We start from the raw sequence: 16,288 nt of genomic DNA, 5'->3' as shown, positions 1-16,288 counted from the left end.
GAACACATCCCCGACCCCACCCGGGCCGCAACAGCCCCACTCGACCTGACCCGGGCGCCAGGCCCTGTACCCGCCGCGGGCGCCGCGAGTGCGGCACCGTCGACCGTCATGCCGACCGCGGCCGCCGCGCCCACGGCGGGCGCGGCACGTCCGCAGGACGCCCCTGCAGCGCGGCGGCGGATCCCGCTCCTGGACGTCGCCCGGGCCCTGGCCATCATCGGTGTGGTCCTCATGAACGCGACCACCGTGGTCATGGCGGCCGAGCACGCCGGCGACGCGGCGAGCAGCACCCTCGCCTCGGTCGTCGACGGCGGCCTCAACCTCCTGCTCTCCGGCAAGGCCCGCGCCCTCCTCATGGTGCTGCTCGGCGCCGGAGCGGTCCTGGCCTGGCGCTCGGCCCGCGACCGCGGCGGGCGTCCGGCCGTGGTCATGGTGCGCCGCTACGTGGTGCTGGGCCTGCTCTTCGGCCTCCCTCACCTGGCGGTCTTCAGCGGTGACATCCTCACCCACTACGCGCTCACCGCACTCGCCCTGGCGCCGCTCCTTCCCTTGTTGCTCGCAGGGTCGCGCGCACGTCCGCTCGTGGCGGCGGCCGTGCTCTTCGCGCTCGCCCCCGTGGCCGAGATCGTCCTGGACCTCGGCGTCTGGACCATGCAGGTCGCTCCGCTGCCGCAGACGCTCGCGTTCTTCTGCGTGGGTGTCTGGCTGGCCCGGCGCCCGGAGCTCGACCCGCGGGCCGCGACGGACGTGCCCACCCGTCTCCCGGCGGTCTTCATCTGGACCGGCGTGGCCGCACAGGTCCTGGGCATGGCCGCCCTCTACGTCCGCGACCTGCTGTTCCCCCTGGAGCTCGACGCCGACGGTGTGCCCGTGAACCTCACCGCCGACGGGATGATCGACGTGCCCGCGGGTTCGCAGATGATGGTCTCGCTCTCCGAGACGTTCTCCGGCCTGGGCGGCGCCCTGTTCTTCCTCGGCCTGGCGTGGTGGCTGCTGCGCCGCGACCGGACCGCCGCGCGTCTGCTGCAGGGTCTGGCCCCGCTCGGCCGCATCACACTCACCGTGTACCTCGCGAGCACGGCCGTGTTCCTGCTCACGATGAAGCCGTTCGAGGCCGAGGTCCCGTTGCTCGCCCAGTACGGGATCGTGACCACCTTCCTGGGTGTTGCGCTGCTCTTCGCGTACCTGTGGCAGCGGGCCTTCCGGGTCGGGCCGGCCGAATGGGTGTGGCGGAGCCTGACCCACCTGCGGGCCGTCCCGTTCCGGCGCGTGCACCGGCCGTGACCTCCGCGTGCGGGGGCGTTCCTGTCCGAGAGGTTCAGGAGGAGGGGTGTCGATGTGCACGGACCCGGAGCGGCAGGGGAACTGTTTTCTCGGAGTGCAATTTCCTGCGAGGCGAAAAAATGCGGCCCGGTCCGTGCATAATGCCCCTGAGAGGGGAACCTATTCGCCGGGCATCAGAAGGCGACAAGGGAAGGCGGTTGTCAGAGCAGAAGGTCCGTGCAATAGGATCCCGGGCCAACGGTGCGCGCGTGTGGACCCCGGCCTGTGCCCATCCGTCGCGCCGACCAGAACCCCGACAGGCCACGTCGATTTCCCGCTACCTCGGTGACCTTCCCCGATTCGGGACTACCGTCCCAATGCGTCCCCCATCGAAGGAAGCGCCGAGTCCTCACTCGATAGGGTCGCTCATGCATCACCCCCCTGACACGCTTCACGCTCGCAAGCGCCGCAAGGCCAGGGCCACGATCGTGTCGGCCGCCTTCCAACTGTTCGCCGAACACGGTTTCGACAACGTGACCGTCACCGCGATCGCCGAACGCGCCGAGGTGGGCCGCACCACGTTCTTCCGCTACTTCGGCGACAAACAACAGGTGTTGTTCGCCGACGACACCGCCGAGGTGGACCGCATCTGCGCCCACGTGCGCGAGAAGGCCCCCCGCCCCCTCGGCGGCAACGTGCGCGCCTGCGTCGACGCGATCCGCGAGGCGCAGGAGGCCACCCGGTCCCAGCCCTCGCTCTCGCCGGCGCACTCGGCCATCCTCGCCCGCCTGCTGCGCGAGTCCACCGAACTGCGCTCGCGGTACCTGCTCACCCGGCACCAGCGGTCGGCGCACCTGGCCTCCGCGCTCACCGAGGCCGGGGCCCAGGAGCCCGTCGCCGTGCTGGCCGCCCACCTGGCAATGGCGTGCGAGCTCTCGGCGATGCGCCTGTCCCAGTCGCCGGAGGTCTATCCGGAGCGCCTCGACGAGGCCCACCGCATCCTCGAGGGTCTCAACACCTGAGACCGGGGCCGTCGTGGGTTCGTACCAACCGCGTCAGCCTCCGGCCCAGGAACAGCACCACCAGCACGCTCACCGTGCCGATCAGCGCGTACGGGGCGCGCAGGGCGTCGCTCTGACCCGACCACGGGACGAGGGCGGCCACCAGCGCGCCCCCGAGTGCCATGCCCACGGCGCTCACACCCCAGCTCACGGTGTTCATGGCCGCGTTCACCCGGCCCAGCACCCGGTCGGGGGTGATGCGCTGGCGTACCGACACCAGGGACACCGAGTAACCGATGACGAGGCCGCTCGCCAGGAAGTAACCCGCGGCCACCACCGGCACCGTCGGCACCGCGGCCACCACCAGGTACACCGCTCCCACCATGCCCAGGCACACCGTCGGGAGCGTGCCAGCGGGCAGGGTACGGCGCAGCCACGCCACCGACTGGCTCCCCGCGAGCCCTCCGACCGCGGCGAACGCCATGAGCAGGCCGAAGCCGACCGACCCGAGGCCCAGGGTGTCGCGCACGAACAGCACCTGCGTGGACAGCGCGGTGGCGTACGAGGCGTTGACGACGATCGCGATGCCGGTGACCAACCGGAGCAGCGGCTGCTCCCACACGGCCCGCACCCCCTCGGCCACGTCCCGGAACAGCCCGCGCGGGCCGCGCCCCTGCCCCTGTGCCCCGGGCGTCCCCGGGACCCGCGCACGCACCCACGACAGCGCGCCCACCGACACCAGCAGGGCCGCGATGTTGACCACGAAGGGGGCGAACAACCCCACCGCGAGCAGGAACCCGCCGATCGGGCGGCCGCCGAACTCCTGCGCGATCAGCGACGCGGACCGCAGGTGGCCGTTGGCGCGCTCCAGCTCCGGCCTCGGCACCAGCGTGGGGACCGTGGTCTCCGCCGCGGTGTCGTGGCAGACCTCCAGGGCGCCGAAACAGAACGCGAAGAGAGCCAGGAGCGGGACGGAGATCCACCCGGTCACCACCGCCACCGCCAGGAGCGTCCACAGCAGTGCCCGGGCGGCGTTGGCGCACACCATGAGCGTGAAGCGCGGGACCCGGTCCACGAGCGCCCCCGCCGGCAGGGCCAGCAGCCACGGAAGGCGCCCCGCCGTGGCCACGGCCGTCACCAGCAGCGGGTTCGCGGTGAGGGAGGACGCCAGCCACGGCACGGCGATCATCGCGACGCCGTCACTGGTGTTGGAGGCCAGCGACGCCGACCAGAAGGCCCAGAACCGGCCGCCCAGAGGTGCCTTCGTCCGGAGGCCGGGTTCGGTGTCGGACACGGTGCTCGCCTCCCGCCGGTCCCGTGGCGCGGACGGGCGCACCCGCGCGGGGGTCACGGAACCACCGACAGCGTAAGGGTTCCGGGATCTCCGGTACCGGTCGCACGCGGGTGTCCGGGACCGGCCACCGCGGTTGACCTGGAGGGCTGGTGCGTCCGGCCCGACTCCGCCACGATGGTCGGCGTGAGTGGCACACACAACACGTATTCCGGTGACAGCGCGAGCACGGTCCTGCAGATCGGGACCATGAACGGGGACTTCGCGGGTGGTGGATCCGAGCCGCGCCCCGTGCGCCTCGTCCACGGCACGACGAGCGCGTTCCAGAACCGGCAGGCGCAGCTGTCGGAGTTCGACGCCCTCCTCGAACAGGTGGAACAGGGCCGGAGCCGGCTCTGGTGCCTGACCGGCCCTCCCGGTATCGGCAAGACCGCTCTGGCCATGAACTGGATCAACCGGAAGCGGGACCACTTCAGCCACGCCCAGATCGCGATGGCCTGCGGCGGCGATCTCGGTGAGGGCCACGGACGGGGGATCGTCGAGATCTGCGACCGCTACTTCTCCCGGCGCGGCATCGACACCGACCGTCCCGGGTTCGACACCGACGAGGGCAAGATCGCGATGTTCCGCGCGATGATCGAGGAACAGGACCGCCCCACCGTGCTGCTGTTGGACGACGTGCGCACCGCAGCGCAGGTGCGCCCGTTCCTGTCCAACACCCCGAACCTCGTCGTCATCACCACCAGCCGACTGCCGGTCAAGGGCGTGGCCGATTCCCTGCCGGAGATCTTCGACCTCCAACCGCTGCCCGACGGCGACGTGGCCGCGCTGTTCCGGGACGTGCTCCGCCGCCGGCACCCCGAACGCCTCGACGCGGAACCGGAGGCCTTCGCCCGGCTCATCGCCCTGTGCGGCGGCAGCCCGCTCCTGGCCGGGACCACCGCGGCGCTCCTGCACGACCGGGCCGACCTCACCGTGGGCGGCGTGGTGGAACGCATGGAGGCGGAGGGACGCCTCACGCACCTGGTCGCTTCCGTGGAGGACGGTCCCGACCCGGCCGCGGTCTTCGAGGTGTCCTACGCCGAGCTGGGTTCCAACGCCCGCGCCCTCTACCGCGCGCTGGGCCTGCACCCGGTGCGCGACGTCGACCGGTGGCTGGCCGGCTCCCTGCTGCGCGACGCCCCGAACGAGGGCGGCGACCCGCGGCACACCGGGGAGCCGTGGGAACGGGCTCTGGGCGAACTCTGCCGGCGGCGCCTGCTCACGTGGGACCCGGGCTCGGGCCGCTACGTCATGGACGACCTGACCTACGAGCACGCCCGGCTGGCGGCGCAACGGCACGGGACCGACGGCGAGCGCCGCCGGATCCGGGCCCGCATCCGCGAGTACTACCTGTACGCCGCGGTGGCCGCCGACACCGTCCGCACCCACCGCTGGCGTGTGGGCCCGCTCTACGGGGCCGAGGCGCCCTTTCCCCTGCCGGCCTTCACCGGTCCGGCTGAGGGCGAGACCGAGCTCGGCCCGTGGCTGGAGAAGCGCCGCAACCCGGACAACCCCGACGTCCACCGGGACGAGGACACACCGCCCACCCCGGACCAGTGGTTCGAGGGGGCCGTGGAGACCCTGCTCGAGCTGGCCCGCGGCGGCGAACCCGGGGACGCCTGGCAGCTGGCCGAGGCCACCAACGGCTATTTCACCGCGAACGGCCGCAACGACCTGCGTGCGCTGATGCTCGCGGCCGGGCTCGAAGACGCGCTCGAGTGCGGGAACGCCGACGCGATCGCCAGAATGTACGCCCAGCTCGCGGAGGCCGCCCTCGGCGCCGGCCACCTCGACAAGGCGCTGGAGCACGCTCGCGCATCCCTCTCCACCGCCGAGACGCCCAGCGCCGACCCGCGCGGCCGGGGCGCGGCCCTGGAGTGGATCGGGCTGCACGCACGCCGGTCGGGCGACGCGGTGGAGGCCGAACGGCTGTTGCAGGAGTCCCGGCCCTTCCTCGACCACACACGCGAACGCCCGCTCGCCCTGAGCGACATGCACCTGGGCGATGTGGCCGCGATGCGCGGTGACACGGACGCTGCCCTGGAGTGGTACCGGACGTCGATGGAGCGGTTCCGCTCCCACGCCCGGCTGGAGGGCCCCGACCGTGCCAACGAGGGCAAGGTGCTCCTGGCGCAGGCGCGCCTCGTGCAGGACCCCGCGCAGAAGCGGACGCTGCTGGAGGAGGCGCTCCGGGCGTTCGTGGCCGCCGACCGCGCCCACCAGGTCGGCAAGGTCCTGGAGGGGCTGGGCGAGCTGCTCGACGGGCAGGAGCGTGCCCGGGCCTGGGCGGCCGCGGCCGAGGTCTACGAGCTCGTGGGCCGGGTCGCCGAGGCCGAGCGGGTGCGGGCGCGCATCGGCTGAGGGCGCGTAGCGGGGATCTTGCTACTGGAGCCAATATCGGCGCTGAACCCGGCTCTGGTAGCAAGATCCCCGAGGGGCTGACGACGATCTACTGCTCCGTGGTCAGGCCCACGGTGACGGTGTGCTCCGGCCCGGTGCGGATCCGGAGCGGGGCCGTCCCGTCGCGCAGGGCCCGGACCCCGCCCGCAGCGCCGTCGAGGTGGCGTTCGGCGACCACCGCGGCGACGAGCCCGTGGTCCATGGGCTGTGCGGGGTCGAGAACCAGGTGCACGGGTTCGGACCCCCGCGGGCGCACGGTGATCCGCTCGGGCGCGTGCGCGAGTGTGTACTGGGCGCCCGGCCGGTGCTGGAACACGCTCTGCGCCCACAGTCCTTCGTCGGCGGGCAGGGTGTCGCGGGGCGCGGTGACGGCGTCGGCCTGGGCGGCGATGCGGTGGTCGCGTTCGCGGTGGTCGCAGACGAGCACGGCCCCCGGAACCCCCTGCGGGACGACGGAGGCCGGGGCCCGGTGCACGGACAGGGTGAGGGTGCCGTCCGGCTCGTGGTGGGTGTCGACCGCGGTCCACAGTGAGGCCGGGGGTGTGCCCACGTCGTCGGGGTCCGGGACCGGCACCGCGAGCAGCGCCGGCGGGGCGTCCGGCGGCTCGGCGCCCATGATGCGGTAGGCCTCGGCGCGCACGAGTTCGAGCGAGTACCAGGGCGCGGAGCTCACGAGGTCGGCGGCGATGCGGTGCGTGTGCGGGCGGAGCTTCCCGGCCAGGTGCAGCTGCGGGACGAGCGGCGCGTGGGGGTCGAGCCGGTGGGCGGCCTCGTGGACCCGCCCGAGCCCGCTGCGGGGGTCGAGGGTCTCCTGTCCGTGGTGGTCGAGCAGGACCGGCTTCCCGAGGGCTGCGGCGTACATGCCCACGGATCCGTGGTCGGAGAGCACGTGGTCGGCGGCGACGACGGCGGCGCGCCAGCCTTCGTGGGGTGGGACGAGGTGGAGGCCTGCGCGCAGGGGTGCGTCGAGCCAGGCGCGGATCTGGTGGGGGGAGTGTGCGGACCACACGTTGGGGTGGAGGACGAGGGCGACGCGGTAGTGGTCGTGGGGGAGTTCGGCGAGGAGCCGGGCGGTGAGGCCGGGGTCGACGCCGTGGAGGGAGTCCTCGCGCCAGGTGGAGTTGACGGTGACGAGTTCTTGGTGGGGGCGCACGCCGAGGGCCTGCCGGTAGCGGAGCCGGTGGGGTTCGCTGGCGAGGAGGCGGTCGTGGCAGGGGTCGCCGGCGAGGAAGGCGTGGGGGAGGGCTGCGGGCGCGCCTTCGCGGAGGCGCGTGAACTGTTCGTGGTGGGAGAGCGCGATCGCGGTGGGGACGAGGTGTCCGTCGTGGCGGAGGGTGGCGTCGGAGAGCCCGAACGCCCGCGCGCTGGTTCCTGGTTCCTGGTTCCTGGTTCCTGGTTCCTGGTTCCTGGTTCCTGGTTCCTGGTTCCTGGTTCCTGGTTCCTGGTTCCAATACTTATTGTACCCGTTGCCGTGGGGGAGGCGCAGGATCGGTGCGGAGATCGTGTGCAGGTCGTCGCCGAGGCTGGCGGTGACGGCGAGGTCGAAGCGGCCGGTCTCGGCCTGGTCCCAGGTGAGTTCGTGGAGGCCGTGGTGGTGCACGAAGTCGTCGATGCCGGCTTCGAAGACCCCGGTGGTTCGGACGCAGTGGAGTTGCACGCGCGGGTCGTGGAGCGCGGGGAGCACGTCGGCGATGCGGGTGGCGGCGGTGAGGCTGTGCACGACGAGGAGCACGTCGAGGTCGGTGCGTGCGGTGCGCCAGTCGCGGGTGAGGGCGAGGGGCCGGGTGGGCGCCTCGTCCGGGCTCCGGCTGGTTCGGGGGGATTGGTCCGTCACGGGTCGCAGAGCTTACTCGGCCGGGGCGTTCCCCACCAAGCAGAGCACCGTCGATCCGGCCCCGCTCGCGCCTGCGCACGGGCGCGGTTGAGAGGATCGCAGCGGCCGTACCCGCGCCGAGGAAGGAGAGCGCCGTGAGCACCAGCAACACCGCCGTGACCGCCGGGGGCACCCCGTGAGCGCCGGGCAGGGGGCCGGGGAAGGCCACGCCGGCGGGTCGGACGAGGTCCTGGCCGAGGTCCGGGGTCGGGTCGGGCACCTGACCCTGAACCGGCCCCGCGCCATCAACGCCCTGAACCACCCCATGGTCCGCCGCATCGACGAGACCCTGGACGCCTGGGAACAGGACGACACCGTCGTCGCGGTCGTCGTCGACGGCGCCGGGGACCGCGGCCTGTGCGCCGGCGGGGACGTCCGCATGATGCGGGACAGCGCCCTGGACGACGGCACCGAGGCGGCGGCCTTCTGGCACGACGAGTACGTGCTCAACGCGCACATCGCGCGCTTCCCCAAGCCCTACGTCGCCCTCATGGACGGGGTCGTCATGGGCGGCGGCGTCGGGGTGTCCGCGCACGGGTCGGTGCGGGTGGTCACCGAACGCTCCAAGGTCGGCATGCCCGAGGCCACCATCGGGTTCACGCCCGATGTGGGCGGCACCTTCCTGCTGTCCCGCGCCCCCGGTGAGCTCGGCACCCACCTGGCCCTGACCGCGGGCTCGGTCGGCGCCGGCGACGCGATCGCCCTCGGCCTCGCTGACACCTACGTGCCCTCCGAGCGCCTGACCGACCTCACCGCGGCCCTGCTCGAGGTCACCTCGGCCGACCAGGTGAACACCGTGGTGGAGCGCTTCGCCGAACCCGCCCCCGACGCCCCGCTGTCGGCGGCGCGCTCGTGGGTCGACGCCTGTTACTCCGCCGGCACCGCCGAGGAGATCGTCGCGCGCCTGCGCGCCCACGGGGCGCCCGAGGCCAAGGAGGCGGCCGAGACCGTGCTCGGCAAGTCCCCGACGTCGGTGAAGGTGACCCTGGAGGCCCTGCGCCGCGCCCGCGACCTGCCCGACCTGCCCGCCGTCCTGGAGCAGGAGTACCGGGTCTCCTGCGGGTTCCTCACCGGTTCCGACCTCGCCGAGGGGATCCGCGCGCAGGTCGTCGACAAGGACCGCGACCCGCAGTGGGACCCGTCGACGCTGGAGGCGGTGACGGACGTGGAGCGCTTCTTCGCGCCCGTGCCCTCCGGGCCGCTCGACCTGCCCCGCTGAGCACGACCGGCACGGGGCGGGCAGGGGCGGCCCCGTGCCTTCACGCGTTGCGGCTCGGTCACGGTCCGGTGGCGGCGCGACATCTCTCGGTCCCGGGCGCGGGTGACGGTGGTCGCCCTCCCCGGAGCCCCTGCTGTGCCGGAGACGGGCAACGTTCCCGGGTCCGGTCTCGGAAGCCGGGTTCACGCAGGTCAGCGGAGAGCTTTGTCACTCTCAGGACTATGTGACCCGTGGGTAACCTTCCATGTGCTGTGGCACGGCTTATCCAGACCTGACCTGGCCTTGAAGGTTCGTCCCGCTGTGTGTGGAGCACCGACAAGACCTGTATAGGATCGCCCAAGCGATCGCGTCACGTGGATCACTCCCGTGAGCGAGCTACCTCCCAGCCACCGCCCCTGCGGCACCCGTGCGCCCGACGCGTCCTGAGCCAACGCGACCGGGTGGGTGTTCAGGGGCTGAATGTTGCCCTGAACCACCCGCTACGGGACCGCATTGAGAGGTAGAAATGTCGGCTGAAACCGTGGGTCTCGCACTCCTCCTGTTGGGGGGTCTGCTGCTGGTCTCCAAACTCGTCCGGGTCAAGTGGAAGCTCTCGCAGAAGCTCTACCTGCCGAGTTCGATCATTGGTGGCGGTATCGCGCTGCTTCTCGGCCCCGACATCCTCGGATGGTTCGCCGGTCTCCTCGGGGACCGCGGCATCGCCGAGGGCTTCGCCGAGCGCGTCCAGGAGGGCGGCCTCTTCGGTGAGGACATCATGTCGGTCTGGGCGACCCTGCCCGGCCTGCTGATCTCCGTCGTCTTCGCCAGCCTCTTCCTCGGCAAGCGGCTCCCGAAGCTCAAGGAGACCGTCGACCTCGCCGGCCCGAACCTGGCCTTCGGTGTGACCGTCGCCAGCGGCCAGTACGTCATCGGCCTGCTCCTGGCGATCTTCATCCTCGTGCCGTTCTTCAACGTGCCGGTCTTCTCCGGTGCGCTCATCGAGATCGGCTTCCTCGGCGGACACGGCACCGCCGCCGGCCTCGGCAACACCTTCGAGCAGGTCGGCTGGGCCGAGGGTCAGGACCTCGCACTGGGCCTGGCCACGGTCGGACTGCTGTCCGGCGTCATCATCGGCATCATCCTCATCAACTGGGGCGCCCGCACCAAGCGGACCCAGGTCATCGACGCCGACAACAAGGGCACGGACAAGGAGCAGGCCGGCCTCATCGAGCGTGAGAACCGCACCGCCGGTTCGACCATGACGATCCACCCCTCGTCCATGGACCCGCTCACCCTGCACTTCGGCCTCATCGCGGTCGCGGTCATCATCGGTCAGCTGATCCTGTCCGGCCTCCAGTGGCTCGAGCAGGTCATGTGGGCCGAGACCATCGAGGTCATGGCGTACGTGCCGCTGTTCCCGCTCGCCATGATCGGCGGCATCATCGTCCAGATGATCATCGACCGGTTCGACAAGAACCACCTGGTGGACGAGCGCTCCATCGAGCGTATCCAGGGCCTGTCGCTGGACGTGCTCATCATCGCCGCGATGGCCACGCTGTCGCTCCAGGCGCTCGCCGACAACATCGGCGTCTTCGCGATCCTGTCGATCTCCGGCATCCTCTGGTGCCTGTTCGCGTTCCTGTTCCTGGCCCCGCGCATGATGCCGAACTACTGGTTCGAGCGCGGCATCGGCGAGTTCGGCCAGTCCCTCGGCGTGACCGCCACAGGCATGGTCCTCATGCGCGTCGTCGACCCCGAGGTCAAGACGCCCGCGTACCCGGCGTTCGGGTACAAGCAGCTCGTCTTCGAGCCGTTCTTCGGCGGCGGTCTGGTCACCGCAGCCGCCATCCCGCTGATCGTCAGCCCGCTGGTCGGGGCCTGGGGCTTCCTGGCGATCATGACGGTCACCATGGTCGCGGCCCTCTTCTTCGGCCTCGTCGTCCTGCGGCGACGCCAGAAGAAGGCGGCTCAGGGCGCGGCAGGCGCGAAGGAGAGCGCCTCCGTCTAGCGCGGACCGCGCGGCCCTTCAGGGCACATCGTGAGGGCGCCCGCCGAGCTCGACCAGAGTTCGGCGGGCGCCCTTCGCCGTGTCGGCCCCCGCAGCACTTTCGCCATCGGTCTCGGGCGCGAGCTGCGGCACGCACACCGGCTCGCGGACGAGAACGCCGGCACTGCTGCTCCCTGTCCCGTGTCCGGGGACCGAGGACGGATTCTCCGGATCCCCTTGTCAACTGCCGTTCACGGGGATTCAATCAGTGGTCCGGGGCACTATCCCGCAGGGAGGACCGCCACCGCGACGGAGGGGCACACGATGTCCGACTCAGCGAACGCGTGGCCATGGATGGCCGACCCCGACACCGTGCGCCGGGACGTGGAGCACGCCCACGAGCACTTCACCGACTCCGGCCGTGTCGACGCCCGCGTGCGGTCGATCGTGGGCGAGTCGTGGCTGCGCAGCGCACGCCACGGCGTGGACCCCGAGAGCGACGGACCCCGGGTCGAACTCGACACACACGACCTGCGCGACCACAGACAGGCGCACCCGCTCGCCTCCGTCATGCCCCTGCTGCGCCACATCCTCGTCGAGACCGCCCCCGAACCGCAGATCGTCGCCGTGGGCGACGCGGGCGGGCGCCTGTTGTGGGTCGAGGGCGACCACCGCCTGCGGACGCGCGCCGAGGACATGCACTTCGTCGCAGGTGCGAACTGGAACGAGAGGTACGCCGGGACCAACGCCCCCGGGCTCGCCCTCACCGTCGACCACGAGGTCCAGATCTTCGCGGTGGAACATTTCGCGCGGGGGGTCCACGCCTGGAGCTGCTCCGCCGCGCCCCTGCACGACCCGGAGACCGGACGGGTGCTCGGGGTCCTCGACCTGACGGGGACCGACCACGCGGCCTCCCCGGCGGCGATGGCGCTCGTGCGCGCGGCGGCCTCCGCGGCCGACTCCGAGCTGCGCGCCCTGTACGCCGCCGGTCGTCTGCCGACAACGCGGCCGTCCGTGCCCGAACCCCGCACTGGTTCCGGCAGGACGGTCCCCGCGGCCGCCACCCGGCAGGAGGCCGTGCACCTGCTCGTGCTCGGGCGCCAGGGCGCGGAGCTCCGTGCGGGCGGGAGGACCCGGCAGTTGAGTCTGCGCCACTCGGAGATCCTCCACCTCCTGGCCCGGCACCCCGAGGGCCTCACCGGCGGCGATCTCGGCGCACTGCTCGCCGACCGCGGGGCCTCGCCCGTGACCGTGCGGGCGGAGGTGGCCCGGCTGCGGCGGCTGCTCGGCGAGGACCTCGTCGCCTCCCGCCCCTACCGCCTGTGTGCGCCGGTGCGCACCGATGCTGACCGCGTGCGCGCGCTGCTGGCCGACGGTGCCCTCGCGGGGGCGATCAGGGCCTACACCGGGCACCTGCTGCCCGCGTCCACGGCGCCCGGGGTGGTGGAGGACCGCGCTGAGCTGCAGGCGGAACTGTGCTCCGTCCTGGAGGCGGCCGACGACCCCGAGACACTCGTGGAGTGGGCCGAGCACCCCGCCTGGCGTGAGGACCCGCGGGCCGTCGCAGCGGCGGTCGCGGCCCTGGACCCCGGATCCCCGCGCTGCCGCGCCCTCGCCGGCCGCCTCGCCTGGCTCGGCCGGTGAGGGACCCCTGCAACCTCGACGGGTGACGGCCGTGCGACCGCTCGCAACGTGATCGCAACGTCAATGTGACTAGCGTCTCGCCCATCACCCCGAGTGGGCCGCGGCGGCACGTCGCGGCCCGTGACGCAAGGAGGCAGTCATGGCCGTCTACTCCGCACCCGGACAGCCGGGGAGCGTCGTCGAGTACGCCCCGCGTTACGAGAACTGGATCGGCGGCGACTGGGTCCGCCCGGCCAAGGGCCGCTACTTCGAGAACCCGACCCCCGTCACCGGGCAGACCTTCACCGAGGTCGCCCAGAGCACGTCCGACGACGTCGAACTCGCCCTCGACGCCGCCTGGGGCGCCGCACCCGCGTGGGGACGTACCACCGCCGCCGAGCGCTCCCAGGTGCTCAACCGCATCGCCGACCGCATGGAAGCCAACCTGGAGAAGCTCGCGGTCGCCGAGGCCTGGGAGAACGGCAAGCCGGTGCGCGAGGCCCTGGCCGCGGACATCCCGCTGGCCATCGACCACTTCCGGTACTTCGCCGCCGTCATCCGCGCACAGGAGGGCCACAGCTCGGAGATCGACGGGGACACGGTCGCCTACCACTTCCAGGAGCCCCTGGGCGTGGTCGGTCAGATCATCCCGTGGAACTTCCCGCTGCTCATGGCCACGTGGAAGCTCGCGCCCGCCCTCGCCGCCGGCAACGCCGTCGTGCTCAAGCCCGCCGAGCAGACACCCGCCTCGATCCTGGTGCTGGTCGACATCATCGCCGACCTGCTTCCGGCCGGCGTGCTCAACGTCGTCAACGGGTTCGGCGTGGAGGCCGGCAAGCCTCTGGCCGCCAACCCGCGCGTGCGCAAGGTCGCCTTCACCGGTGAGACCACCACCGGGCGCCTCATCATGCAGTACGCGTCCGAGAACCTCATCCCGGTCACGCTGGAGCTGGGCGGCAAGAGCCCGAACATCTTCTTCTCCGACGTCGCTGCCGCCCAGGACGCCTTCTACGACAAGTCACTCGAGGGCTTTGCGATGTTCGCCCTCAACCAGGGGGAGGTGTGCACGTGTCCGTCCCGCGCCCTCATCCAGGACTCGGTCTACGACTCGTTCCTCGGTGACGCCCTGGAGCGGGTCGGAAAGATCAAGCAGGGCAACCCCCTGGACACCGAGACCATGCTCGGTGCGCAGGCCAGCAACGACCAGCTGGAGAAGATCCTGTCCTACATCGACATCGGTAAGCAGGAGGGCGCGAAGGTCCTGGCCGGTGGCGAACGCCTGGACCTGGGCGGAGAGCTCTCCGGCGGGTACTACGTGGCCCCGACGGTGTTCGAGGGCAACAACGCCATGCGGATCTTCCAGGAGGAGATCTTCGGGCCGGTGGTGTCGGTGACCCGCTTCTCCGACTACGACGACGCGATCAAGACCGCGAACGACACCCTCTACGGACTGGGTGCGGGGCTCTGGTCGCGCGACAACAACACCGTCTACCGTGCGGGCCGCGACATCCAGGCCGGGCGCGTGTGGGTGAACAACTACCACGCCTACCCGGCGCACGCGGCCTTCGGCGGCTACAAGCAGTCCGGGGTCGGGCGCGAGAACCACAAGATGATGCTCGACCACTACCAGCAGACCAAGAACCTGTTGGTGAGCTACTCCGATCAGGCCATGGGACTCTTCTGATGACCGCCCCGGACACAGGTCGCACACAGCCGGAGGTGGAACGGGTCGCCGTCACCGACGAGGCGGCGGCCCTGCTCCGGGAGCTGCGCGAGACCCACGGACCGCTCATGTTCCACCAGTCGGGCGGCTGCTGCGACGGCAGCTCCCCGATGTGTTACCCGGACGGGGAATTCCGGGTCGGGGGCGCCGACGTCCACCTCGGCGACCTCGACATCGGGGAGGCCGGGTCGGTGCCGGTGTGGATGTCGCGTTCGCAGTTCGAACTGTGGAGCCACACCCACCTGACCATCGACGTGGTCGACGGGCGCGGGTCGGGGTTCTCGCTGGAGGCCCCGACCGGGCGCCGGTTCCTCATCCGGTCCCGCCTGATGTCGGATGAGGAGGCCGAGCGCCTCTGACCGTACGGGCGGCCGGGCCCTGCACCGCCCGGCCGCCCCGCATTGACAGGCTTCTGACCACGGGTCGAGCATTGAAGGTGCAGGTCAGAAGTCCTCGTTGCCGGGCTCTCGGAGGAGGGGCGACGCGGGGCCCGGTCGCTTTCCGAGCCTGTACGGGGGCGTCCCGGCCGACTCTCCAGCGTGCCTCGGGGCACAGGGGAGGCAGGACATGGGTGAGCCGCAGCAACACGAACCGTACGCCGACGAGCAGTACGCACCCGGCGTTCCGCGCCAGGTCGAGGGCGGGGCGAAGGTCCTCCGCAGCCGACAGGGACCGACGGCGGAGGCGGAACCCGTTCCCCGCGCCAGGCCCCCGCACGCGGACGAGGACCCCGACGTCCACCTCGATGTCTCCCGGATGAGCGTCGACGAGATCCACCTGCACGTGGAACGGCTCCGGGCACGGGTCGCCATGCAGGCAAAGGTGGCGGACGTGCTCAGCCTCGATGTGGGCGCCGACGTGGACCTCGACGGCGTGGAGCTCGACATCAAGGGTGTCGAGGCCGAGGCCGCGTTGAAGGTCCGGCTCGAGAACGTCGAGGCGATCATCGAGCGTGTCCTCCGCAGCATCGACGAGAACCCGCAGATCGTCGAGGCGTCGGCCCGCGCTCTCCCCTCCGCGGCGGAAGGGGCCGCCGAGGGTGCCGCGGACACCGCGAGCGGGACGGTCCGGGCCCCGGGCGGGAACAACGACAGCGCCGCCGCCGTCCCGCTGCCGGACCTGCGCGGGGGGGACGGACGTGCCGGAACCCAGGGCCGCGAGCACTGCCTCGGGCGGCGAGGACACCGCACCGGTGGACGAGAGCGACTCCGAAGAGGAAGCCGGCGCCGAGCCTGTGGGTACCGAGGAACACGGGGAACCCGAGGCCGGCGAGGACGCCGAGAACACAGGGGGGACCGAGGCCTCCGAAAGGACCGGCGAACCTGCGTCAGCCGACGAACAGGAAGAGCCGGAGCGCGGGGGAGAAGCGGCAGGACACGGAGGTTCCGGTGAGCCCGCAGATACCGAGGGGGTGGAAGAACCGCAAGTTTCCGAGGATGCAGGTGACACCGGGGAGCCGGAGGGACCCGAGACGACGGGGGAACCCGAGGCCCCCGAGGCTCCGGAGAGTTCCGAGGCTACCGGTGAGACCGAGGACGACGGCCACCCCGGCGGCGAGGGCGGCGGCGAGGGCGGCGGCGAGCACCACGTCGAGAATGGGTCCGAGCGCTGGTCCAGGATCCGGAACGAGGCCAAGCAGATCCGCCGCGCGTCCCGCAAGAGGTTCCTCAAGGGGATCGGCTCGGGCGCCAAGCAGGTCGGCCGCGAGGTCGGCGGTGCGGCCTCCCGTGTGGTCAGGGCCGTGCGGAACCCGGACTGATCCCGTGCGAAGCGAGGAGACACCCTCCGACGGCCCGGACAGCCGCCCGGAGCCGGACGAGAACCCGCCCGACGTGGAGATCAACGCGTCCGTGAACGCGCGCGAGGTGACCTTCCGCCGGGTTCCGG

Annotated in this window: 12 protein-coding genes; 10 read left to right on the top strand and 2 right to left on the bottom strand. The window is 71.9% G+C overall.

Translation table 11 applies throughout. The features are described 5' to 3' along the window. Positions 1–108 precede the first annotated feature (108 nt). Together IDM40_RS04625 and IDM40_RS04620 are read left to right on the top strand one after the other, a co-directional pair. A complete protein-coding gene (locus IDM40_RS04625) occupies positions 109–1,284 on the top strand; it encodes a DUF418 domain-containing protein (protein WP_235997301.1) in 1,176 nt (391 codons plus the stop codon). A gap of 407 nt (positions 1,285–1,691) precedes the next feature. Then, positions 1,692–2,285, top strand: coding sequence for a TetR/AcrR family transcriptional regulator (locus IDM40_RS04620; RefSeq protein WP_193120632.1), 594 nt, complete (start codon positions 1,692–1,694; stop codon positions 2,283–2,285). Here IDM40_RS04620 and IDM40_RS04615 read toward each other — a convergent pair. Then, on the bottom strand, positions 2,275–3,558 hold the full coding sequence (locus IDM40_RS04615; RefSeq protein ID WP_193120631.1) for an MFS transporter: 1,284 nt from the start codon (positions 3,556–3,558) through the stop codon (positions 2,275–2,277). The two genes, IDM40_RS04620 and IDM40_RS04615, sit on opposite strands and share 11 nt — an antisense overlap. A 183-nt stretch (positions 3,559–3,741) precedes the next feature. On the opposite strand from IDM40_RS04615, the gene IDM40_RS04610 reads away from it, so the two are divergent. Beyond that, positions 3,742–5,958: a hypothetical protein gene (locus IDM40_RS04610; RefSeq protein WP_193120630.1), complete on the top strand. Its 2,217-nt coding sequence runs from the start codon at positions 3,742–3,744 to the stop codon at positions 5,956–5,958. Positions 5,959–6,046: 88 nt separating this feature from the next. On the opposite strand, the gene IDM40_RS04605 is transcribed toward IDM40_RS04610, so the two are convergent. After that, a complete protein-coding gene (locus tag IDM40_RS04605; RefSeq protein ID WP_193120629.1) occupies positions 6,047–7,831 on the bottom strand; it encodes a hypothetical protein in 1,785 nt (594 codons plus the stop codon). A gap of 175 nt (positions 7,832–8,006) precedes the next feature. Here IDM40_RS04605 and IDM40_RS04600 point away from each other — a divergent pair, with 175 nt between their 5' ends. From IDM40_RS04600 to IDM40_RS04570, 7 genes are all read left to right on the top strand, one after another. Continuing rightward, positions 8,007–9,089, top strand: a complete 1,083-nt coding sequence (locus IDM40_RS04600; protein WP_193120628.1) for an enoyl-CoA hydratase/isomerase family protein — start codon at positions 8,007–8,009, stop codon at positions 9,087–9,089. Positions 9,090–9,594: 505 nt separating this feature from the next. After that, the gene (locus IDM40_RS04595; RefSeq protein WP_193120627.1) at positions 9,595–11,076 is read left to right on the top strand and encodes a sodium/glutamate symporter; all 1,482 of its coding nucleotides are present in this window, start codon (positions 9,595–9,597) and stop codon (positions 11,074–11,076) included. Between the two features lie 303 nt (positions 11,077–11,379). After that, a complete protein-coding gene (locus IDM40_RS04590; protein ID WP_193120626.1) occupies positions 11,380–12,699 on the top strand; it encodes a helix-turn-helix domain-containing protein in 1,320 nt (439 codons plus the stop codon). A gap of 139 nt (positions 12,700–12,838) precedes the next feature. Further along, positions 12,839–14,362 carry an acetaldehyde dehydrogenase ExaC gene (gene exaC / locus IDM40_RS04585; RefSeq protein ID WP_193120625.1) on the top strand — a complete coding sequence of 508 codons (1,524 nt, stop codon included), beginning with the start codon at positions 12,839–12,841 and terminating at the stop codon, positions 14,360–14,362. Next, positions 14,362–14,760, top strand: a complete 399-nt coding sequence (locus tag IDM40_RS04580; RefSeq protein ID WP_193120624.1) for a DUF779 domain-containing protein — start codon at positions 14,362–14,364, stop codon at positions 14,758–14,760. The genes exaC and IDM40_RS04580 overlap by 1 nt, the downstream gene beginning before the upstream one ends. 208 nt (positions 14,761–14,968) lie before the next feature. Then, a complete protein-coding gene (locus IDM40_RS04575) occupies positions 14,969–15,793 on the top strand; it encodes a hypothetical protein (protein WP_193120623.1) in 825 nt (274 codons plus the stop codon). A 19-nt stretch (positions 15,794–15,812) separates the two neighbouring features. Beyond that, the gene (locus tag IDM40_RS04570) at positions 15,813–16,160 is read left to right on the top strand and encodes a hypothetical protein (protein ID WP_193120622.1); all 348 of its coding nucleotides are present in this window, start codon (positions 15,813–15,815) and stop codon (positions 16,158–16,160) included. The last annotated feature ends 128 nt before the right edge of the window (positions 16,161–16,288 follow it).

It is taken from the genome of Nocardiopsis coralli (assembly GCF_014892575.1).
GTDB classification, from domain to species: Bacteria; Actinomycetota; Actinomycetes; order Streptosporangiales; family Streptosporangiaceae; genus Nocardiopsis; species Nocardiopsis coralli.
Note: the sequence above shows the minus strand (reverse complement) of the source record. Positions and strands in the feature narration are given on the sequence as shown.